This is a genomic window from Ruegeria sp. H9 (genome assembly GCF_056532915.1).
In genome coordinates this window covers 74549-95675 of the sequence record NZ_JBQFNX010000004.1, presented here as the reverse complement: position 1 = coordinate 95675, position 21127 = coordinate 74549, and the positions used below count along the sequence as shown (strand labels likewise).

Below are 21127 nucleotides of genomic sequence, written 5' to 3'. Positions count from 1 at the left end.
GCCTCAGACTTTTTCCTGCGTGTATTTCTTCAACTCGGCACGCGCGACCTGACGGCGATGCACTGCGTCCGGCCCATCCGCCAGACGCAGGGTGCGCACATGGGTCCAGGCATTTGCCAAGGGCGTATCCTGACTGATCCCCTGTGCGCCGAACATTTGCACGGCCTCATCGATCACCTTCAGCGCGACCTTGGGGGCAACGACCTTGATCTGGCTGATCCATGGGGCCGCCGCCCTTGCATCGCCCTGATCCATGTACCAGGCGGCCTTGAGGCACAGCAAACGGGCCATTTCGATCTCCATCCGACATTCGGCGATGATGTCGTAGTTTGCCCCCAGCTGCGCCAGTTTCTTCCCAAACGCCTGGCGCTGTAGTGAACGCTTGCACATCTGCTCCAGCGCAGACTCGGCCTGACCAATCGCGCGCATGCAATGGTGAATACGGCCCGGCCCCAAGCGCCCCTGCGCAATCTCGAACCCGCGCCCTTCGCCCAGTAGAATGTTTTCGGTCGGGACCCGAACTTCTGTGAAACGGATGTGCATGTGACCATGGGGCGCATCGTCGTGGCCATAGACCTCCATCGGGCGCAATACCTCAATACCCGGCGCGTCTGCTGGGACCACGATCATCGACTGGCGCTGGTGCTTTGGCAGATCGTCCCCGCCGGTTTTGACCATCACGATATAGACCTTGCAACGCGGATCGCCCGCCCCAGACGACCACCATTTCTCGCCGTTCAGAACATATTCGGCCCCGTCCCTCACGCAGGACATCGAAATGTTGGTGGCATCCGATGAGGCCACATCGGGTTCGGTCATCAGATAAGCCGAGCGAATCTGCCCGTCGAGCAAAGGCTTCAGCCACTGCTCTTTCATCGCGCCTGACCCGTAGCGTTCAAACACCTCCATATTCCCTGTATCGGGCGCGGAGCAGTTGAAAACTTCGGCCCCCAAGGGCGTCTTGCCCATCTCCTCGGCGAAATAGGCGTATTCAACTGTGCTGAGGCCAAAACCTTTGTCGCTGTCTGTCAGCCAGAAGTTCCAAAGCCCCGCCGCCTTGGCCTTGGCTTTCAGCCCCTCGAGAATCTCGGCCTGTCGCTCGGTATATTTCCAACGATCGCCTTTATTGATTTCTGCCTGATACTCATCTTCAAGCGGCATGACCTCGTCGTGAATCATATCTCTCACCCGCTGTAACAGGGCGCGGTTTTCCTCACGCAATCCAAAAGTCATGGTCATGTCTATTCCTTCCCTGTGGCGCAATGCGGGTCGTTGGCTTTGGTCCGAGGATGGCTTAGTGGCCATGAGGGTGTCCAGCTAAGTGACGGAACGTCATTCACGCAAATTGAGCCCGGTCCAGCATCAATGCGATGCCCAGCAGGGGGCCTGCAGTCAGAGTAGCTGGAGCAAATCACAAGGGTGCAGCTGTGCTAGTTCGGGTGCTGGCCAAGGCAACGGCCTTTAAGGTGTCAGGATCCAGTTCCCATCAGCGGTCTTGCAGCGGCGCGTTCTGATATCGCGGGCCTGTGCAGCGCCTTCAGGCTGCACAAAGTGCTGAAGTATCACACAATTGCCCTGAACACTTTGCACGCGGATTGTCCCCTTCGAGCCGGTGTCCTGATTGAGCCAAGCCCTCTCCTGCCCCACGGATGGAGTGCCCGTCGACAGCAACGCGTTTGAGGTGTCGTTCAACACCTCAAAGTCAGCGGGGCTCAACCCCATTTCCGCGATGATTCGGGAAAGTGGTTTAGCCTGTGCGATTCCACCCATCCCCAGAAAAAGTGCAGCAACCAGCGCTGTGTAAACAAAGGCTTTCATCAAAGGGCCTCGCCGATTTGAATGACTTTCACGTCCATAGATATACCTCTATGCGTGTGCGGCCAAGCCCCACTTGGCCACCTTCAAATTATCCCGAACAAACCTTTCGCAAGGCAGGCGCTAGGTCCGCCCGTGAGATCGCCTCATATTGTCCCCAGACGAAGCAGAGGCATTTGATGACACATCCTAAATATTATGCACCGACAGGCGGACATCCGGGGCAAGAGCAACTGTTGACCGACCGTGCCATGTTCACCGATGCCTATGCGGTAATCCCCAAGGGCACGATGCGCGACATCGTCACCAGCTTTCTGCCTTTCTGGGAGAATACACGTCTTTGGGTCTTATCCCGGCCTCTGAGTGGTTTTGCCGAGACATTCTCGCAATACATAATGGAGGTGCAGCCCGGTGGTGGCAGCGATACGCCCGAAACCGATCCAAATGCGCAAGGGGTAATCTTCGTGGTCGAGGGCAGCGTCACGCTGACCCTGAACGAAGCGGATCATGTTCTTGAGATCGGTGGATATGCCTATATCCCCCCGGGCAGCGACTGGACGCTGCACAACCATGGCGATTCAGTTGCCCGGTTCCACTGGGTGCGCAAGGCTTATGATGCAGTGCCCGGCCTGCCCGCCCCTGACCCGATCATCACCAATGAACGCGACGTGGTACCCAACGAAATGCCCGGCACCGAAGGCCGCTGGTCTACCACCCGCTTCACCGATCCGCAGGACCTGCGTCACGACATGCATGTCAACATCGTCAATTTCGAACCTGGTGGCGTGATTCCCTTTGCCGAAACCCATGTGATGGAACACGGCCTTTATGTGCTTGAGGGCAAGGCCGTTTACCGGCTCAATCAGGATTGGGTCGAGGTCGAGGCCGGTGACTACATGTGGCTGCGCGCTTTCTGCCCGCAGGCCTGTTACGCAGGCGGACCGGGACGGTTTCGCTATCTGTTGTACAAGGATGTGAATAGGCACATGCCGTTGTCTGTACCGTCTAGGTAGCTGACGATCGGGGCTTTACCGGGTCAAGTTCTGGTAAAGGGGTTCACAGAATCGCTGGAATCTGATGAAATCAAATGAGTTTTCAGCACTGGAGATTGTTCGATGTTACTGCGCGGTACGATGATTGCACTGGTTGCCACCCTTGGCCTTTCGGCGTTCAACGCCGCCCCGGTCGCAGCCAAGGAAGAAACCAAATCCGTTTTCGTCATGAGCCGCACATGGGCGGTGACGCAGGTCTCGGACGCGCCTGTGGTTTATCGGGCGACGCGGGATAATAACAATCTGAACCCCTTTGGCCCGCCGCCACGTCTTCGCACCATCCAGGCAATGGCCGCGATACAGAAGGCGACTGGCTGCAAGGCGATCTATTCCAGCATGTATCAGAACATTTCGGGCCAGTTCTTTTCGCAGGTCAGCTGCAACTGAAATTGGTACAATACTTTGATTGAGATCGCCTGATCTGCCTGCCATAGCTTGCGCATGAAACTCGCGATCAACGGATTCGGCCGTATCGGCCGCACCATTCTGCGTCAGGTCTTAAGCCTGCCGCAGCATTCGGATGTAGAACTAGTGCTGATCAACGATATCGCACCGCTGGAAACATGCGCATACCTGTTCAAATATGACAGCACGTTTGGCCCCTATCAGGGTTCGGTCACGACCGAAGGTGAAGCACTGAATATCGATGGCCGCGTTATTCTGATGTCTCACAGCGCCGATTTGGCACAGGTCGATCTGTCCGGCGTCGATGTCATGCTCGATTGCACCGGCATCGCGCGAACATCCGACGTGGCCAGCCGGGGCTTGACTGCTGGGGCGGATAAAGTGTTGATTTCCGGTCCGTCACCCGCTGCCGAAGTCACACTGGTGCTGGGGGCAAACGAAGATCAATTGGGCAGCGCACGGATCGTTTCAAATGCATCCTGCACCACCAATGGTCTGGCACCGCTCGTCAAGCTGATTGATGAAATCGGCGGGCTTGTGTCCGGGCACATGACCACCATCCACTGCTATACAAACAGCCAGCCGATGGTCGATGCGCCACGCGGGGATTTGGCCCGATCGCGCGCCGGGGCATTGTCGATGGTGCCCACGACCTCGAGCGCGACGCATTTGATTGATATCGTCTTGCCAGACCTGGCCGGTCGTGTGTCGGGGGCCGCGGTGCGTGTTCCGACGGCCAGCGTATCTGCCGTTGATCTTGTCGCCACGCTTGAACGTGGCATGAGCGCTGAGCAGTTCGACCAAGCCTTTCGCGACGCGGTCGCAGCTTCTGCCGTGCTGGGATGGACCGATCTGCCCTTGGTGTCATCTGATTTGCGGTCCCGCCCTGAGTCACTGGTGGTGGCGGGGCCCGAGACGCGCATGATTGGAGAGAGGCAGATCAGGGTCTTTGGCTGGTACGACAATGAATGGGGGTTTTCAGCCCGCATGCTGGATGTCGCGCGCCTGATGGCAAACGCCGGGTAATCCGCAGCGCTGAAGCACGCTGCGGATTACTTCAAGACTTCAATCGTGAGGTAGGCTACCCGCCCCGTGACCGGCCATACCCCCTGAAACCTCTTCAGTCGATTCTTCGGCCAATTCTTCTGGCAGGACCAAATTCAGTACAATGGCGATCAGCGCTGCGGGCAGCAGGCCGCTGGTCATCAGGATACGAAGTGTATCAGGTAGGTGCTGAACCGCGCCGGGTTCCAGCTGCAACCCAAGACCGATCGACAGCGAAATCGCAAAGATCACCATGTTGCGACGGTTCCAATCCACGTCTGACAGCATCGAGATACCTGCCGCGACCACCATGCCGAACATGACGATCACACCACCGCCCAGCACTTCGATAGGCACGGTGCGGATAATTGCCCCGACTTTTGGCACAAGGCCACACAGGATCAGGAAGATAGCTCCACAGGTCACAACATGGCGGCTCATGACGCCCGTCATCGCAATCAAACCGACATTCTGGCTGAACGAAGTATTGGGAAAACCGCCGAACATACCGGCAACGGCAGTACCGAAACCATCGGCATAAGTCGCGCCCGCGATTTCTTTGTCGGTTGCTTCGCGACCTGCACCACCTTTGGTGATTCCCGATACGTCACCGACGGTCTCGATGGCCGAGACAAAAGACATCAGACAAAAGCCGATCACGGCGGCCAGAGAGAACTCAAACCCATATTTGAACGGTACGGGCAGAGCAAAAGCTGAGGCGCGTGACCAACTTGTGCCAATGGCCTCGAACGTCACCATCCCGACCATCAGGGCATAGACGTAGCCGATGGCCAAACCAACCAGTACGGCAGACACCGACAGCATACCGCGTGCAAAGAACTTGAGGCCAAGCGTCACAACAACCACAACCAAAGCTGCCGACCAGTTAAGCAGCGATCCGTATTCCGGGGTGCCAATCGCAGGCACACCACCAGCGGCGTATTGAATACCGACCTTGACCAGCGCCAAACCGATCATTGTTACGACAAGTCCGGTGACCAGCGGCGGAAGCGCAAACCGTATCTTGCCTATGAAGAGGCCAAGAAAGGCATGAAACAAGCCGCCAACCAGGACACCGCAAAACAGCGCCCCTAAGGCATCCACGCCTTTTCCGGCGACCAGAGGGATCATGATGGGCAAAAACGCAAAGCTCGTTCCTTGTACAATCGGCAGAGCCGCTCCGACCGGGCCAATCGTGATAGTCTGCAGCAGGGTCGCCAGCCCAGCGAACAGCATCGACATCTGGATCAGGTACAGCAATTCGGGAAAATCCGGGGAGTTCGACCCAAATCCAAAACCGGCAGCACCCGCCACGATGATGGCCGGTGTCACGTTCGAGACGAACATCGCCAAAACATGCTGAATGCCCAGCGGTATCGCCTTGTGCAAGGCGGGTGTGAAGTTCGGGTCCCGAAGCTGTTCGGGCGTCCCTATCGAAGTTTCAGCCATGATCTCATTGTCCTCCCTAAGATCCAATGGGGTTCTTACCGCTTCTCTGGCGGCTTCGGTTCTGGTTTCAGCGGTTGACCACCTCGTACGGTGTGCTGAACCAGTATTCCTCCAAGTTCGGGCCTTCCCCGATCCGATCAACGACTGCGAACAGACCGGGTCCATGCAAGGGTGTCAGGACTCCGTGCCATGTTCCCCGGTGATAGTTCACCGCCTGTCCTGGCTGTGTAATGAACGCGCGAGGACGACCCGGTTGCCCCTCCTCATCCGGGGCGACGATCACGAGAAAGGGCTGGTGAGTCATCGGAATGAACGCCTGGCTGCCGTCGGGATGACGCTCAACCATCGCTAGCTGATAAGGCAGTTCGCGTGGGTTTGCCTTGAACAGGCTGATGCCCGCTTGGGCATCACCGAAATCCAGCCTTGCCCGATCATGATACCGCCCGCACTGGCCCTGGTTGATGATCTTGTCGGCCTCACCTGACACATCAATCAGATCACCAAACGGTGCGAAAGCTTCGGCCGAGATCGGTTCAGCGACAATCCGTGTCATGAGGGCAGCACATCGCGAAGACGGAACTCGGCAATCCGCTCGACCTGTCGGCAGGCCTCGGCGAACTCGGTTTCGCGATCCTGTTCGATGCGCCGTTCGAATGCGTTTAGGATCGAAGCCTTGTTGTGGTCCCGCACGGCAACGATGAACGGAAAGCCGAATTTTTCCGTATAGCGCTGGTTCAGTTCGGTGAAGGTGGCGCGTTCCTCATCCGTCAGCGCATCAAGCCCTGCCGAGGCTTGCTCGGACGTACTTTCCTGTGTCAGCCGCTTAGCCTGCGCCAGTTTGCCTGCCAGATCAGGGTGGGCTGTCAAAACACCGAGCCGTTCCTCGGTTGAGGCGGACCGGAACATGCGGGTCAAAGCATTGTGTAATCCGCCTGCCGTGTCATGCGCCGCGCCCAATTCCAGATCATAGGCGCGCTCGGCGATCCAAGCGGAATGCTCGAAGATACCTCCATACGCAGAGACGAATTCTTCGCGGCCCATTTGCGAGGGTTGTGGACGCTCAGCCGCCGGGTGCTTTTCGGCCCAATGCTCGGCAATCTGCAATCGCGTTGCGAACCACACGTCCGAGTACCCACGCGCGTAATCCAGAAACCGTTTCAGCGCCATGACGCGTCCCGGTCGCCCGATCAGGCGACAGTGCAAACCGATCGACAGCATCTTGGGTGCACCGGCCTCGCCTTCCGCATAAAGCGCATCGAAACTGTCTTTCAGATATGAATAGAACTGATCCCCGGCGTTGAACCCCTGTGGCGTCGCAAAGCGCATGTCGTTGCAATCCAGCGTGTAGGGAACAATCAACTGATCCCGACCACCGGTTTGCATCCAGTAGGGTAGATCGTCTGCATAGGTATCGGCAACATAAGCAAAGCCACCTTCCTCGGCGACCAGACGCACGGTGTTGTCCGAACAGCGCCCAGTGTACCAGCCGCGCGGGCGATCCCCTACGACTTCGGCATGCAGACGGATCGCTTCGGCGATCTGGGCCCGTTCTTCCGCCTCGGGCATATCCTTGTGCTCGACCCATTTCAGGCCATGGCTGGCAATCTCCCACCCTGCCGATTTCATCGCCGCAACCTGATCTGGCGAACGCGCTAACGCGGTAGCCACACCATAAACGGTGATCGGTAGGTCTTTCATCAAGCGATGCAGGCGCCAGAACCCCGACCGCGAGCCGTATTCATAGATCGATTCCATGTTCCAATGACGCTGGCCCGGCCACTGCGCCGCCCCAACGATCTCGGACAAGAACGCCTCGGACGCAGCGTCCCCGTGCAGAACACAGTTTTCGCCACCTTCTTCGTAGTTCAACACAATCTGCACAGCCAGTTTTGCACCGCCGGGCCATGCGGCGTCAGGTGGGTTGGCTCCGTATCCGATCATATCGCGGGGGTAACGAGGCGGCTGCATAGGGTCTTCCAGTCCGATTAGGTGTTTTGACAGCTTTACCGCAGAAACGGTCCATTGATTATCAAATCAATCCGAACACTGTTTCCAGTTCTTTCGGCATTTCAACCATTTTGCGGTTTGGCCCAGACTGTGGCACACCAAAAGAAACACATAGGAGAGACCCTTGGCTGGCTATCTGACAACCCACGTTCTCGACACGGCGCGCGGCTGCCCCGCTGAGGGGTTGAAAATCGCGCTCTACAAAGTGTCAGGGAACTCGCACCGTAAACTGGTCGAGATGGAAACCAACGCGGATGGCCGAACCAATAGCCCGATCTTACCGCAGGACGACTTTAATACCGGCACTTATGAGCTGATATTCTTCGCCGGAGATTACCTGCGCGCGACGGGTCAGGATGGCGATGATCCTCTGTTTCTGGATCAGGTGCCGATCCGCTTTGGCATGTCCGATGCGGACGCGCACTACCACGTTCCGCTGCTGTTGTCCCCCTACGGCTACTCGACCTACCGGGGCAGCTAGCCCTAGATTTCGGCGCTTCGAACCACTTTGCCGATCCGGTCAATCATGAAATCCATAAACAGCCGCGCTTTCGGGTCCTGATGGCGGCGATGCGTATACAGGCAGGCCATTTGCACGGGAACCGGAGGCGTCTTCATCGCCACCGGGATCAGCCTCCCCGCCTTCAAGTGCTCTGACACCTCAAAAACGGGTTTCATGGCAATACCTTGCCCGGACAGCGCCCAATCGGTCAAAACATCACCATCGTCACATTCATACCTGCCCGAGACAGCAAATCGTTTCGGGCCATCGGGAGTTTCCAGCATCCACTGAAACTCTGCCGCGCCGGGGAAGCGCAGGTTCAAGCATTCATGCTTGCCTGAAATCAGATCGGATCCAGCTTCTGGCATCCCACATCGGCTCACGTAATCAGGGGCTGCACATAGCACACGCTGGCAATCCGCAATCTTGCGAATGCGCAATGTGCTGTCTTCGGGCTGACCGATGAAAAAAGCCAGATCCAAGCCTTCGGTGGTCAGATCAACCGAGCGGTCTGTCAGTCTTAGACGCACATCAATCTCAGGGTATTCTGACAGAAAATCAGGTACATGAGGCGCCAATAACCGGCGCCCGACACCTAAAGGCGCGGCAACAAACAGAGACCCGCGGGGGGCTTCGGTCAGATGCGTGACCTGGGCTTCTGCCTCATCAACTGCATCCAGAACCGCAACCGCGCCGGGGTAGAACGCCCGTCCCTGTTCCGTTGGTGTCAGGTTCCGGGTTGTGCGCTGAAACAGGCGTACTCCCAGATGATCCTCCAACTGCGAAATTCGCGCCGACGTCACCGCAGGTGAAATTCTCATATCCCGCCCGGCGGCTGACATGCTGCCCAAGTCATAGACCCGGACAAAGGTTCGAATGTTGTCGAGATAGGACATCTTATCGTTTTTTTTGATACAGTTTGACAATATACGGGAATACCGAAGAAAAGCCCGTTTGCCTAGTGTGGCGCAACGCAATCGGAGACATAAGCATGTACGACTTCGCCGTGTTCTGGGATTGGATTGGTTTTGGCGTGCGCTGGTTGCACGTTATCACCGCGATTGCCTGGATCGGATCATCCTTCTACTTCATCGCGCTGGATCTTGGTTTGAACCGCGATATCCCCGGACCGGCGGACGGCGAGGAATGGCAAGTCCATGGCGGAGGATTCTATCACATCCAGAAATATCTCGTCGCTCCGGAGCGTATGCCCGACCACCTGACCTGGTTTAAATGGGAAAGCTACGCCACATGGCTCAGCGGTGCCGCGCTACTGATGATCGTCTACTGGGTAGGCGGAGAGCTCTATCTGATCGATGCCCAAAAGGCGGATCTGGCGCTATGGCAAGGCATATTGATCTCGGCTGCCTCGCTGACTGTCGGTTGGCTGGTCTACGATTTTCTTTGCAAGTCGGGATTGGGCGAGCGTCCGACATTGCTGATGGTTCTTCTGTTCGTGCTGCTGGTGATTATGGGCTGGGGATATAACCAGATATTCACCGGTCGCGCGATGATGCTGCATCTGGGGGCCTTCACGGCCACAATCATGACCGCAAATGTGTTTTTCATCATCATGCCAAACCAGCGCATTGTGGTGGACGATCTAAAGAACGGGCGCACACCTGATCCGAAATACGGCAAGATCGCCAAGCTGCGTTCGACCCACAACAACTATCTGACATTGCCGGTCGTGTTTCTGATGTTGTCGAACCACTATCCGCTGGCTTTTGCGACCGAGTACAATTGGATCATCGCCGCGCTGGTCTTCCTGATGGGTGTCACAATCCGGCACTATTTCAACACCCGCCACGCGCGCGCTGGAAACCCAACCTGGACTTGGCTGGTAACGGCTTTGCTGTTCATGACAATCATGTGGTTGTCGACCGCTTCGATGAACGACCCGTTGGAAGAGGCCGAAGCACGGCAACTAACGCCCTACGAACAGAAATTCGCATCAGCGGATGGCTTTGAAGAAGCACAGGACATAGTTCTGGGTCGCTGTTCTATGTGCCACGCGCGCGAGCCTGTCTGGGAAGGCATCCTGTGGGCACCCAAAGGTGTCCTGCTGGAAACAAAAGCTGACATTGCTCAGAACGCGCAACAGATTTATCTGCAATCCGGCGTCACACATGCCATGCCTCCTGCGAACGTGACCTATATGGAACCTGAAGACCGGGATGCGATTGTTCGCTGGTTCCGAAATGCCGGTCTGTAGCGGATTGGCACACGAGTTTGCCAATAAAAACACCTGAACTTTGTTTAGTTCTTCCCCTAAGCGCCGTCAGATGCTCTAAATGAATTCAACACGCCGCATTCGTTTTGTTTCGCGGCCATAGCGATTTCGACTTGGGGCAGTTGGAGCCAGACAATGACAGGGAGCAGACCGCGCAGCGATCTGAGAGGCTGGCTTTTTGGTGCGTTTGTGGCCTTGTCCCCCAATCTTGCTACCGCGCTAGAAACGACCCTATCCGCCCCTGGTGCATCTGAAGATCTGGTCGACCGCTTGGAAGAGACTTCATCCATCTTCACCTCGGAATCGCGTGGTCTTGATACGTCACTGGAAATACTGTCGGCAGCTTTGTCCGATTACCGCACCATCGTTCAGATCATGTACGACGAAGGCTATTTCAGCCCCGTCGTCAGCATCAAGCTTGACGGGCAGGAAGCCGCCAAAATCAATTCGCTGAACGTTCCAGCCCAATTCAAACGGGCGACTATCCTTGTCACACCGGGACGGAAGTTCAAGTTCGGAACGGCTGTCGTGCAACCGCTGGCACCGGGCACGGAACTGCCCGAAGAGTTCGCCACGGGTAAGACCGCGACCACCGGAGCGATCCAACAGGCGGCTTCGGCCGGGGTGCAGGGCTGGCGCGATACAGGCCATGCCAAGGCGGAAGTGGAAGATCAGAAAGTGATAGCGCGCCATGCGCAGGCACGGCTGGACGCGACAATTGATCTGGCTCCGGGGCCAAGGCTGCGGTTCGGTAAAATGATCATTCAGGGCGATACAAATGTCCGCCATCGATCGATCGAGAAAATCGCGGGCTTCCCCTCGGGTGAGGTTTATTCGCCTGAACAGGTCCAAAAGGTTGGCACCCGCCTGCGGCGTACCGGCACATTCGCTACGGTTTCGCTCAAGGAACATGAAGAACCCAACCCGGATGGCACGCTTGATTTCGACGCGACGTTTGAAGACCTGCCACCGCGCCGCCTGACCTTTGGGGCCGAGATTGCCTCGCGCGACGGGGTTGATCTTACAGCTACGTGGACCCATCGAAACGTTTTCCGGCGAGCCGAAAGGCTGCGGTTCGAGGCGGCAATCCGCAATATCGGCGGTGCCGAGGATATCGATGGACGCATTGGTCTGCGGCTGGATCAACCTGATCGTCTGGGCCCTGACGACAATACATTCTGGAGCGCCCTGCTGGAACGGCGCAATACCGAAAACTACAACGTCACCGTCGCCTCGCTTGCCTATGGTGCACGCCGCACATTCTCTGACCGCCTCTACGCCGAAGCCTCGGCAGGTTTCCAATGGTCGGACGCGGATGACGCCTATGGCGATGGGCGCAAGTTTCGATACTTCATTCTTCCGTTCCGGTCAGAGTGGGATGAACGCGACAGCAAAGTCAGTGCTACGCGCGGTTATTATCTAGACTCGCAAGTCATGCCCTTTGTCGGGTTCTCCGGGTCGGATACCGGCCTGAGAATGTTCTTTGACGGTCGCGCCTATAACGATCTGGGCACCGCCGGTCGGCTGGTGTTGGCAGGCCGGGTGCAGTTGGGATCGGTCCTCGGACCTCCGGCAGATGGTGTGACTCCAGATTTCCTGTTCTTCTCGGGTGGTGCCGGTACAGTACGGGGTCAGCCATTTGAAAGCCTAGGTATCCCCGTCGGGGATGGTGTCGCCGGTGGCAAATCCTTTCTGGGGCTCTCAGCCGAGGTCCGAGGCAAAGTCACTGACGCAATCTCGTTGGTTGGGTTTTATGACTACGGTGTGGTCGACACGTCCTCATTCATCGGCGGCGGCGCGGAAGAGCATTCTGGCGCGGGCCTTGGAATCCGTTATGATCTGGGCGGCTTCGGGCCCTTGCGCTTTGACCTTGCGGTGCCGGTTCAGGGCGATACGGGTGACGGGCTGCAATTCTACCTCGGGATCGGGCAAGCCTTTTGATGCGTCGCGTTGTATATCCCCTGTTGCTAAGTTCAGCAGCGATCACCGTTCCCATCGCGGCGACCGCTCAGGACGAGGGCGGCAGCATGATCGAGCAGTTTCTGCAAGATACCCTGTCTGGTGATGATCAGAATGTGCGGGTGATCGGCCTTGAAGGAGCTCTGAGTTCGCGTGCGACGATTCAAGAAATCACAGTCGCCGATGACGACGGCGTCTGGCTCACCATTAAAAACGCTGAATTGGACTGGAACCGATTGGCACTGCTGCGCGGTCGGTTCTCGGTCAACACACTATCGGCGCAGGAAATCGATATCGCCCGCGCCCCCGGTACAACAACAAAGGACGCACCGCCCCCTTCAGCCGAAACCCAACCCTTCCAACTACCTGAGCTTCCGGTTTCGATCGAAATCGGAGAGCTGCGCGTCGATGACCTTTCTTTAGGTGAGCCGCTGATCGGCGTCGCTGCCGAGCTTGCCGTGAACGGCAACCTATCGCTGGCTGATGGAACACTGGATACTACGCTGGATATCGACCGACTGGACCGCGCCGGGGACACGATTGATCTGAAAGCAGGCTTTCAGAACGACAGCCGCCAGATCGATCTGGACTTGACCGTAGCCGAAGCCTCAGGCGGGCTGATCGCGACGGCCCTATCCATCCCCGATGCCCCGCCGCTTGAGCTGACTGCAAAAGGCTCGGGGCCGATAACGGATTTTAATGCTGATATCGGTCTAAGCAGCGATCAGCAGCTTCGCGTGTCCGGTCAGGTACGACTGCGCACAGCCGAAGAGAGTGGCAACGCCTCTGATGGAATCGCGTTTACTGCCGATGTCGGAGGCGACCTGACGCCGTTTCTGGCCGAAGAGATGGACACGTTCTTCGGTACCGACACACGGCTGTTTGTAGATGGGCGCACCCATTCTGACGGGGCGCTGGATATATCGGATATCGAGATTACCTCGGAAGCGCTGGACCTCAAAAGCGAACTCAGCCTTGCTTCGGGTGGTGTTCTGAAACTGGTCGCCCTGCAAGGTCGTATCACACCGCCGGAAGGTGACAAGGTCGTTCTGCCCGTCAGCGGCGGCGATACGTCAATCGGCGCGGCTCAGATTTCGGCCTTGTACAATACCGAGAATGGCAATCTCTGGGACCTGAGCCTGACGACCAACAAGATTGAAACCCCCAACCTGAACCTCGATCATGCACGGATCAGCGGGCAAGGCACGCTAGATCAATCCAGCGGGCTGTCGGTCGATGGCGATCTGCAGGCTGTGCTGGATGGCATTGATCTGACGGATGTCGCACTGAATGCCGCCGTCGGAAATCAGATCACACTGGATGGACAGTTCGAGTACGGCAGCGACCAGACATTGCAATTGTCCGGGGTCGAACTGGTCGGCAGCGACTATACTCTAGACGCTGATGCGTTGATCAGCGGGCTTGCGACCGGGTTGCAGGTTGATGGCACGGCACTGCTGCAGGCGACCGACCTGTCGCGGTTCTCGGACCTGGCACAGCTTCAGCTTGGTGGCGAGGCTTCGGTCCAGGTGGCTGGAAAGGGCTCGCCACTGGAACGCAGCTTTGACGGCAAGGTCACGGTGAATGGGCGTGATCTGGTGACCCGGCGTGACGATATTGATCCAATGATCACGGGTGAAACCGAAATCGTTCTGGATGCCAAACGCGACACCGATGGGGTAACAATTCGCGATTTCACCGTGAATGGCGACGCTCTGACAGCGCAGGCCAGCGGCACGGTCACGACGCCAAATGGCAATCTGACAATTGACGGTCAGGCCAGCGTGAACGCCCCCGATCTGGCGGTGTTCTCAGGCATCGCACAGCGTGATCTGGCAGGCGCATTACAGGCCCGGCTGGATGGCAAAGGCACCGTACAGACGTTGGAATTCGACGGCCAAGCCAGCGTGATCGGAACAAATATCGAAACCGGGATGAGCGAGTTCGACCCGCTGTTGAAAGGCCGGACATCAATCAATCTGGACGGTGCGCATTCGGGCAACCAAATCGTTATTCGAAACGCCACGGTCAAAAGTGCTGCTATTACTGCTGAGGTAGGCGCAACCATCGATGACCCCACCGGAAACATCGCGGTGGATGGAAGCGCCAAGCTGAACGCCCCCGACCTGTCTTTGTTCTCCGGCCTCGCCGGGCTTGATCTGGCCGGGTCGATTGATGCCGACGTCACCGGTCGGGCCGCGCAAAGCAGCAAGGCCTTTGATATCAAAGGCAACCTGAGCGCAGACGACCTTGCCACGGGTATCCAAGCCGTAGATGCGTTGGTACAGGGACGAACCACGCTGAACGTGGATGCCGCCAACGATGATCAGGGGCTGAACATCCGCACTTTCAGTCTGAACGGAACCGCGCTGACCGCAGATGCATCGGGCCGATTGGATCGGGAGGCCGGTGGCCTCGATTTCTCGGCCATGCTGGACGACATCGGCCGTCTATCTTCGACATTGTCCGGGCCGCTCACGCTGGATGGCAACGTCGCCCCTACAGGGTCCGGTTTGGAAGGCAATGCGCGCCTGCAGGGACCTGATAGCTCGTACGCCAATTTAACCGGAACCGTAGAAACCGGTGGCACCGCGGATCTAAATTTTGACGCCCGCCTGAATCGGGTCGAACGTTTTGTGCCCGATTTCCCCGGAACCGTCGCCGCCAGTGGTACCGCCCGCCGCGACGCCGGGATGTGGACCATCGACGCAAAGGCTAATGGCCCCGCCGATATCAGTACAACTGTTGCCGGGACCTTTAACGAAACCAGCGGCGAAGCGGACCTGAAGATGCAGGGCGGTGTCAACATCGGTATCGCCAATGCATTTATCTCTCCCAACAATCTGGCCGGTACTGCCCGGTTCGATCTGGCCCTGAAAGGGGCACCTGCGCTGGATGCGCTTAGCGGAACGATTTCAACATCCGGCGCGTCGATGGCCTTGCCCGATGTGGGACAGACAATCACTGGCATCGGGGGTTCCGTAAACATCGCGCAAAGCCGCGCCACGATTGCTCTGCAGGGTGGGTTACGAGCGGGCGGAGGGTTTACCGTCAACGGCCCGATTGATCTGACGCCACCCTTCAACGCCCAGATAACCACAGCGCTCAACAATCTCGTGCTGACAGACAAGCTGCTCTATGAAACCACATTGAACGGTCAGATCGCCCTGACCGGGGCATTGGCCGGGAACAGTTCGCTGGCCGGGCAGATCAACTTTGGCGAAACCAACATCAATCTTGCAGCCGCCGCAGGAGCAGTCGGCGCAGCACCAATTCCGACGATCCAACACCTGAACGAAAGCCGTGCCGGTTTCGTAACGCGGGAACGCGCCAATCTGGTGGAAACCGAGGATGAGACTAAAAGCAACTCGCGCATGACGCTCGACATCGGATTGCTTGCACCCAAGGCAGTTTTTGTCCGAGGACGCGGCGTGAACGCGGAACTGGGCGGTCGCATACAAATTGGTGGAACTACAACTTCCGTTGTGCCGTCAGGCCAGATTGAGCTTATCCGCGGTAATATCGATATCCTTGGTCGCCGCCTTGCGCTGACTAAGGGTGTGGTCACCCTGCAGGGTGACCTGACGCCATATATCGAGTTTGAATCGTCCTCCAGCACCTCGGACGGCACCGCAACGATCGAGATCGCCGGGCCGCTGGACTCACCCGAGGTCGACGTATTCTCCGATCCAGAGCGCCCGACCGAGGAAGCGCTGGCCATGTTGTTATTCGGCAACCGCTTCTCGGAGCTGTCGCCTTTTGTGATCGCCCAGATGGCGGCCTCACTTGCCCAACTCAGCGGCGCGGGCGGGGATACTACCAAAGGGGTGCGCGAGGCCACGGGCCTGGACACTATCGACCTAGGCGCAACTGAGGGCGGTGGGGGCAGCCTTGGTGCGGGCGCATATCTAAGCGACAATCTCTACACCGATTTCACCGTCAATACCGAAGGTGACACCGAGGTGAACTTGAACCTCGACGTCACCGACAGCTTCACGGTTCGCGGCACGGTGGATGGCCGGGGCGAGACGGGTTTGGGTATCTTTTTCGAACGCGACTACTGAAAAAACAGGCGACCCCAAAGGGCCGCCTTTTTTTCAGTTGATTGAAGACTATTCCGCCGCGACGGCGTCTGCGATCTTTTCGACGCGAATTGCCGAGAACTTGAACTCGGGGATCTTGCCATAAGGATCGATGGCCGAGTTGGTCAGGATATTCGCCGCCGCCTCGACATAGGCGAACGGGATGAACACCATATCTTCGGCAATCGCCCGGTCGGCCCGCACCATGATTTCAATCGAACCGCGGCGAGTAGTCAGACGGATCATATCGCCCGGCTCAATTCCCATCAGTTTCAATGTACGCGGGTTCATCGAGCAGTTCGCTTCAGGTTCCACGGCATCCAGAACGTTGGACCGGCGGGTCATCGACCCGGTATGCCAATGCTCCAGCTGGCGCCCAGTGGTGGCGATCATCGGGTATTCATCATCCGGGGCCTCATCCGGTGGGATGACACTGGCTGGCGTGAACCGGGCGCGACCATCCGCACGTGGGAAACCATCGCCGAACACAATCGCCTGACCTGGGTCTGTCTCGGACAGTGACGGGTAAGTGATCGTCTCCGTCTCAAGCCGTTCCCACGTGATGTTGTCGAGCGAATTCATCGTCAGCTTCATCTCAGCAAAGACCTGAGAAACATCGGAATAATCCCAGTTCAAACCGATCCGCTGCGCCAGCTCAACGGTGATCTTCCAATCCTCGCGCGCCTCACCCGGAGGGGTCACGGCGGGCCGCACACGCTGTACCTGACGGTTGGTGTTCGACACAGTGCCGTTCTTCTCATAGAGCGCTGAGGCGGGCAGAATGATGTCGGCATAGTTCGCCGTTTCGGTCAGGAAGATATCCTGCACGATCATCAGTTCCAGCTTGGCCAGTGCGTCGCGCGCGTGATTCACATCGGGGTCGGACATGGCGGGGTTTTCCCCCTGGATGTACATACCCTTGATGTTGCCCGCATAAGCCTGATCGATGATCTCGGTGACGGTCAGCCCCTTCTCGTTCGAGAAGTCGCGGTCGTCATTCCAGACGTTGGTGAACTTGGCCCGAATGCCGTCGTCGGTAACGGACTGATAGTCCGGCAGGAACATCGGGATCAGGCCCGCGTCTGAGGCACCTTGCACGTTGTTCTGCCCGCGCAGAGGGTGAAGACCTGCACCGGGTTTACCAACATTGCCGGTCATCAGAGCCAACGAGATCAAGCAGCGCGAGTTGTCGGTGCCATGGATGTGCTGGCTGACACCCATACCCCAGAAAATCAGACCGGCCTTGGCTTGCGCAAAGGTGCGCGCCACTCGGCGCAGTTGATCCGGTTCGATGCCACAGATCGGCGACATAGCCTCAGGCGTGAACTGGCGCAGGTGTTCTTTTTCGGCTTCCCAGTTTTCGGTCCAGCGGTGGATGTACTGGCTGTCATAGAGCTCTTCTTCCACGATCACGTTCATGATCGCGTTCAGCATCGAAACATCCGCACCGGGACGGAATTGAAGCATCTCATCAGCAAACTTACGCATCCCAACGCCGCGCGGGTCCATAACTATCAGCTTGCCACCACGTTTGGTGAACTGCTTGAAGTAGGTCGCAGCGACAGGGTGGTTTTCAATCGGGTTGGCCCCGATGATGATCGCCACATCCGCGTTTTCGATCTCGTTGAAGGTCGCGGTCACAGCACCCGAGCCCACATTCTCAATCAGGGCCGCAACAGATGACGCGTGGCACAGACGGGTGCAGTGGTCGACGTTGTTGTGGCGGAAGCCCTGACGGATGAACTTCTGGAACAGATAGGCTTCTTCGTTGGTGCACTTGGCCGAGCCGAAGCCTGCAACGCTGCGCGGGTCTTTGTCGCGCAAGTCCATCAGCTTGGTCGCGGCCAAATCCATCGCCTCTTCCCACGTTGCTTCACGGAAATGGGTATCCAGGTTGCCGGGATCGACGTTCAATCCCTTGGCTGGAGCATCCTCGCGACGGATCAGCGGCTTGGTCAGGCGATGCGGATGGTGAATGTAGTCAAAGCCAAAGCGGCCTTTGACGCACAGACGACCTTCGTTTGCAGGGCCGTTGATGCCCTCGACATACTTCACCTTGCCGTCTTTGACCTTGAGCGAAACCTTACAGCCCACGCCGCAGAACGGGCAGACGCTTTCCGTTTCCGAGTCGTAGTCCTTGCTGTCGCCTCGCTGCTGGTCATCCAGTACGGTTGCTGGCATCAAAGCACCGGTCGGGCAGGCCTGCACGCATTCACCACAAGCCACACAGGTCGAAGCACCCATCGGGTCGTTCTGGTCGAACACCACCTGCGCTGTGTGGCCACGACCGGCCATACCAATCACGTCGTTGACCTGCACGTCGCGGCAGGCCCGGACGCAGAGGTTGCAGTTGATGCAAGCGTCCAGATTGACGCGCATCGCAACGTGGCTGTCATCCAACAGCGGGATTTTCTCGGCCTCTTTCGCCGGGAAACGGCTGTCGCTGACATGGTTCAGCTTGGCCATATCCCAGAAGTGGCTGGAGGTGTCGTGCGCTTCCTCAGGCTGATCCGCGACCAACAGCTCCATGACCATCGCGCGCGATTTCTCGGCCCGGTCGCTGTCGGTCTTAACCACCATGCCGTCGGCTGCCGGACGGATGCACGAGGCGACCAGCGTGCGCTCGCCTTCTACCTCGACCATGCAGGCACGGCAATTGCCGTCGGGTTTGTAACCGGGTTGCGGCTTGTGACACAGGTGAGGGATAGTGAACCCCTGCCCCTTTGCGGCTTCCCAGATGGTCCAGCCCTCGGGCACGGTGACATCTTCGCCATTCAGGTTGAAGGTGACGGTCTTGTTTGGGCTTGCATCAAGCATGGCTGTCTCCCTCAGATTTCGTCAGCGAAATGTTTCATGACAAGGCGGATCGGGTTCGGGGCCGCCTGCCCCAGACCGCAGATCGAGGCATCGCCCATGACCTGACACAGGTCTTCCAGCAGGTCCTGATCCCATTTGCCGGCTTGCATCAGCTTGACCGCCTTTTCGCAACCCGCCCGGCAGGGCGTACACTGGCCGCAGCTTTCGTCTTCGAAGAAGCGCAGCATGTTCAGTGCCGCATCGCGGGCAGTGTCCTGATCGGACAGAACCACAACCGCAGCGGACCCGATGAAGGTGCCATGCGGTTGCAACGTGTCGAAATCCAGCGGGATGTCATCCATCGATGCAGGCAACAGACCCGAGGATGGACCACCCGGCTGATAAGCCTTGAAGGTCTGGCCCCCGGCCATGCCTCCGGCTGCCTCGATCACGTCCAGAATGGTCGAGCCAGCGGGCAGAAGGTAAACGCCCGGCTTTGCGACACGACCCGAGACCGAATAGCTACGCAAACCCTTGCGACCGTTCTTTTCGGTGCTGTTAAGGCATTCAGGCCCTTCACGGCAAACTTTGGTCACCCAATAGAGCGTCTCGACATTGTGCACCAAGGTCGGACGGTTAAAGACCCCAACCTGCGCCACGAACGGAGGACGATGACGCGGCAGTCCTTTTTTGCCTTCGATCGACTCGATCATCGCGGATTCTTCACCGCAGATGTAAGCGCCAGCACCACGGCGCAGGTCGATATAGCCTTCTTCGACGATCCCGGCTTGTTCGAGCGCGGTAATCTCACGACGCAGGATTTCCAGAACTGCCGGGTATTCGTCGCGCATATAGATAAAGCAGGTCTCTGCCTCGACGGCCCAAGCGGCGATCAGCATCCCTTCGAGGAAGACATGCGGCGTGCGCTCAAGATAGTAGCGGTCCTTGAATGTCCCAGGCTCGCCCTCATCGCCGTTGACAGCCAGATAACGCGGGCCTTCATTCATGCGAACAAAGCCCCATTTCTTGCCCGACGGGAAGCCAGCGCCGCCCAGACCACGCAGGCCCGAGGACAGTACGTCTTCCTGCACCTTCTCCCAATCGCCGCCCTCGCGCAGCTCTTTCAGTTTGGCGTAGCCGCCATTGGCTTCATAAACCGCAAAGGCTTCGTAATCGGGCAGATGGGCGTGGGTGTCATTCGCCGCAATCGCGGCCTGCACCTTTTCGGGGGTCGCGTGGTCGATGTGGTTGTGACCGATCTCCAGCACTGGAGCGGTGTCGCAGCGTCCCATGCAGGGCGCACGGACAACGCGGACCTGCGAGGCATCCAAACCGTCTTCCAGCGCTTTTTGCAGCTGCTGGGCACCGGCCATTTCGCAGGACAGCGAATCGCACACACGGATCGTCAACGCCGGAGGTGGCGTCTCGCCTTCTTTCACCACATCGAAATGAGCATAGAATGTTGCGGTTTCGTAAATCTCAGCCTGCCCGATCCGCATCTCAACCGCCAGAGCGGCGATGTGGTCGGCGCTGATATGGCCGTGTGCGTCCTGAATCAAATGCAGAAATTCAATCAGCAGGTCGCGACGTCGCGGGCGGTCACCCAACAGTCGTGCAATTTCCGCTTGTGCCTCGTCCGAGAATTGACGGCCTTTGGGTGTGTGCCGCCCCTTGCCTTTACCTGACTTCCAGACGCCCTTTGGCGCGCCTGATGGCTTGGTGTCTAATGGTGCCATGATGCCCTCCGATTGAGGCCCCGTGTCTCATCAGACTAGCATATCGT

General features: G+C 57.9%; 15 protein-coding genes. 7 read left to right on the top strand and 8 right to left on the bottom strand.

Annotated features, from left to right (window positions below):
• Positions 1-3: 3 nt before the first annotated feature.
• Positions 4-1239 (bottom strand): acyl-CoA dehydrogenase family protein, encoded by a 1236-nt coding sequence (locus ACR0CZ_RS16430; RefSeq protein WP_170397451.1) that lies wholly within the window; start codon positions 1237-1239, stop codon positions 4-6.
• Positions 1240-1461: 222 nt separating this feature from the next.
• The gene (locus tag ACR0CZ_RS16425; protein ID WP_170397453.1) at positions 1462-1818 is read right to left on the bottom strand and encodes a hypothetical protein; all 357 of its coding nucleotides are present in this window, start codon (positions 1816-1818) and stop codon (positions 1462-1464) included.
• A 176-nt stretch (positions 1819-1994) separates the two neighbouring features.
• On the opposite strand from ACR0CZ_RS16425, the gene ACR0CZ_RS16420 reads away from it, so the two are divergent.
• The 3 genes from ACR0CZ_RS16420 (at position 1995) to ACR0CZ_RS16410 (ending at position 4298) form a co-directional block, all read left to right on the top strand.
• Complete coding sequence (locus ACR0CZ_RS16420; protein WP_170397455.1) at positions 1995-2828, top strand: bifunctional allantoicase/(S)-ureidoglycine aminohydrolase; 834 nt, start codon at positions 1995-1997, stop codon at positions 2826-2828.
• A 102-nt stretch (positions 2829-2930) separates the two neighbouring features.
• Entirely contained in the window at positions 2931-3254 is a 324-nt protein-coding gene (locus ACR0CZ_RS16415) for a hypothetical protein (RefSeq protein WP_170397457.1), read from the top strand.
• Between the two features lie 54 nt (positions 3255-3308).
• Positions 3309-4298 (top strand): glyceraldehyde 3-phosphate dehydrogenase NAD-binding domain-containing protein, encoded by a 990-nt coding sequence (locus ACR0CZ_RS16410; protein WP_170397459.1) that lies wholly within the window; start codon positions 3309-3311, stop codon positions 4296-4298.
• A gap of 39 nt (positions 4299-4337) precedes the next feature.
• On the opposite strand, the gene ACR0CZ_RS16405 is transcribed toward ACR0CZ_RS16410, so the two are convergent.
• The 3 genes from ACR0CZ_RS16405 to puuE form a co-directional block, all read right to left on the bottom strand.
• Entirely contained in the window at positions 4338-5765 is a 1428-nt protein-coding gene (locus ACR0CZ_RS16405; RefSeq protein ID WP_170397461.1) for a nucleobase:cation symporter-2 family protein, read from the bottom strand.
• 67 nt (positions 5766-5832) lie between these two features.
• Positions 5833-6318, bottom strand: coding sequence for an ureidoglycolate lyase (locus ACR0CZ_RS16400; protein WP_170397463.1), 486 nt, complete (start codon positions 6316-6318; stop codon positions 5833-5835).
• Positions 6315-7733 (bottom strand): allantoinase PuuE, encoded by a 1419-nt coding sequence (gene puuE / locus ACR0CZ_RS16395; protein WP_170397465.1) that lies wholly within the window; start codon positions 7731-7733, stop codon positions 6315-6317. Before puuE ends, ACR0CZ_RS16400 begins: the two co-directional genes overlap by 4 nt.
• 163 nt (positions 7734-7896) lie before the next feature.
• Between puuE and uraH the strand changes: the two genes are divergently transcribed.
• A complete protein-coding gene (uraH, locus tag ACR0CZ_RS16390; RefSeq protein ID WP_170397467.1) occupies positions 7897-8253 on the top strand; it encodes a hydroxyisourate hydrolase in 357 nt (118 codons plus the stop codon).
• A 2-nt stretch (positions 8254-8255) separates the two neighbouring features.
• On the opposite strand, the gene ACR0CZ_RS16385 is transcribed toward uraH, so the two are convergent.
• Positions 8256-9170, bottom strand: a complete 915-nt coding sequence (locus tag ACR0CZ_RS16385) for a LysR family transcriptional regulator (protein ID WP_170397469.1) — start codon at positions 9168-9170, stop codon at positions 8256-8258.
• A 95-nt stretch (positions 9171-9265) separates the two neighbouring features.
• On the opposite strand from ACR0CZ_RS16385, the gene ACR0CZ_RS16380 reads away from it, so the two are divergent.
• The 3 genes from ACR0CZ_RS16380 (at position 9266) to ACR0CZ_RS16370 (ending at position 16530) form a co-directional block, all read left to right on the top strand.
• Positions 9266-10489: a urate hydroxylase PuuD gene (locus ACR0CZ_RS16380; protein ID WP_170397471.1), complete on the top strand. Its 1224-nt coding sequence runs from the start codon at positions 9266-9268 to the stop codon at positions 10487-10489.
• A 153-nt stretch (positions 10490-10642) separates the two neighbouring features.
• The gene (locus ACR0CZ_RS16375) at positions 10643-12448 is read left to right on the top strand and encodes a BamA/TamA family outer membrane protein (protein ID WP_170397473.1); all 1806 of its coding nucleotides are present in this window, start codon (positions 10643-10645) and stop codon (positions 12446-12448) included.
• Positions 12448-16530, top strand: a complete 4083-nt coding sequence (locus tag ACR0CZ_RS16370) for a translocation/assembly module TamB domain-containing protein (protein WP_170397475.1) — start codon at positions 12448-12450, stop codon at positions 16528-16530. Before ACR0CZ_RS16375 ends, ACR0CZ_RS16370 begins: the two co-directional genes overlap by 1 nt.
• 48 nt (positions 16531-16578) lie before the next feature.
• On the opposite strand, the gene fdhF is transcribed toward ACR0CZ_RS16370, so the two are convergent.
• Together fdhF and ACR0CZ_RS16360 are read right to left on the bottom strand one after the other, a co-directional pair.
• Positions 16579-19365, bottom strand: coding sequence for a formate dehydrogenase subunit alpha (gene fdhF / locus ACR0CZ_RS16365; protein WP_170397477.1), 2787 nt, complete (start codon positions 19363-19365; stop codon positions 16579-16581).
• Positions 19366-19376: 11 nt separating this feature from the next.
• Complete coding sequence (locus ACR0CZ_RS16360) at positions 19377-21080, bottom strand: NAD(P)H-dependent oxidoreductase subunit E (RefSeq protein WP_170397479.1); 1704 nt, start codon at positions 21078-21080, stop codon at positions 19377-19379.
• Positions 21081-21127: the final 47 nt, after the last annotated feature.

What these genes read in the sequence shown, in the direction of transcription:
- ACR0CZ_RS16430 (WP_170397451.1), bottom strand. Translation starts at nt 1,239, where the DNA reads ATGACCATGACTTTTGGATTGCGTGAGGAAAACCGCGCCCTGTTACAG.
- ACR0CZ_RS16425 (WP_170397453.1), bottom strand. Translation starts at nt 1,818, where the DNA reads ATGAAAGCCTTTGTTTACACAGCGCTGGTTGCTGCACTTTTTCTGGGG.
- ACR0CZ_RS16420 (WP_170397455.1), top strand. Translation starts at nt 1,995, where the DNA reads ATGACACATCCTAAATATTATGCACCGACAGGCGGACATCCGGGGCAA.
- ACR0CZ_RS16415 (WP_170397457.1), top strand. Translation starts at nt 2,931, where the DNA reads ATGTTACTGCGCGGTACGATGATTGCACTGGTTGCCACCCTTGGCCTT.
- ACR0CZ_RS16410 (WP_170397459.1), top strand. Translation starts at nt 3,309, where the DNA reads ATGAAACTCGCGATCAACGGATTCGGCCGTATCGGCCGCACCATTCTG.
- ACR0CZ_RS16405 (WP_170397461.1), bottom strand. Translation starts at nt 5,765, where the DNA reads ATGGCTGAAACTTCGATAGGGACGCCCGAACAGCTTCGGGACCCGAAC.
- ACR0CZ_RS16400 (WP_170397463.1), bottom strand. Translation starts at nt 6,318, where the DNA reads ATGACACGGATTGTCGCTGAACCGATCTCGGCCGAAGCTTTCGCACCG.
- puuE (WP_170397465.1), bottom strand. Translation starts at nt 7,733, where the DNA reads ATGCAGCCGCCTCGTTACCCCCGCGATATGATCGGATACGGAGCCAAC.
- ACR0CZ_RS16385 (WP_170397469.1), bottom strand. Translation starts at nt 9,170, where the DNA reads ATGTCCTATCTCGACAACATTCGAACCTTTGTCCGGGTCTATGACTTG.
- ACR0CZ_RS16380 (WP_170397471.1), top strand. Translation starts at nt 9,266, where the DNA reads ATGTACGACTTCGCCGTGTTCTGGGATTGGATTGGTTTTGGCGTGCGC.
- ACR0CZ_RS16375 (WP_170397473.1), top strand. Translation starts at nt 10,643, where the DNA reads ATGACAGGGAGCAGACCGCGCAGCGATCTGAGAGGCTGGCTTTTTGGT.
- ACR0CZ_RS16370 (WP_170397475.1), top strand. Translation starts at nt 12,448, where the DNA reads ATGCGTCGCGTTGTATATCCCCTGTTGCTAAGTTCAGCAGCGATCACC.
- fdhF (WP_170397477.1), bottom strand. Translation starts at nt 19,365, where the DNA reads ATGCTTGATGCAAGCCCAAACAAGACCGTCACCTTCAACCTGAATGGC.
- ACR0CZ_RS16360 (WP_170397479.1), bottom strand. Translation starts at nt 21,080, where the DNA reads ATGGCACCATTAGACACCAAGCCATCAGGCGCGCCAAAGGGCGTCTGG.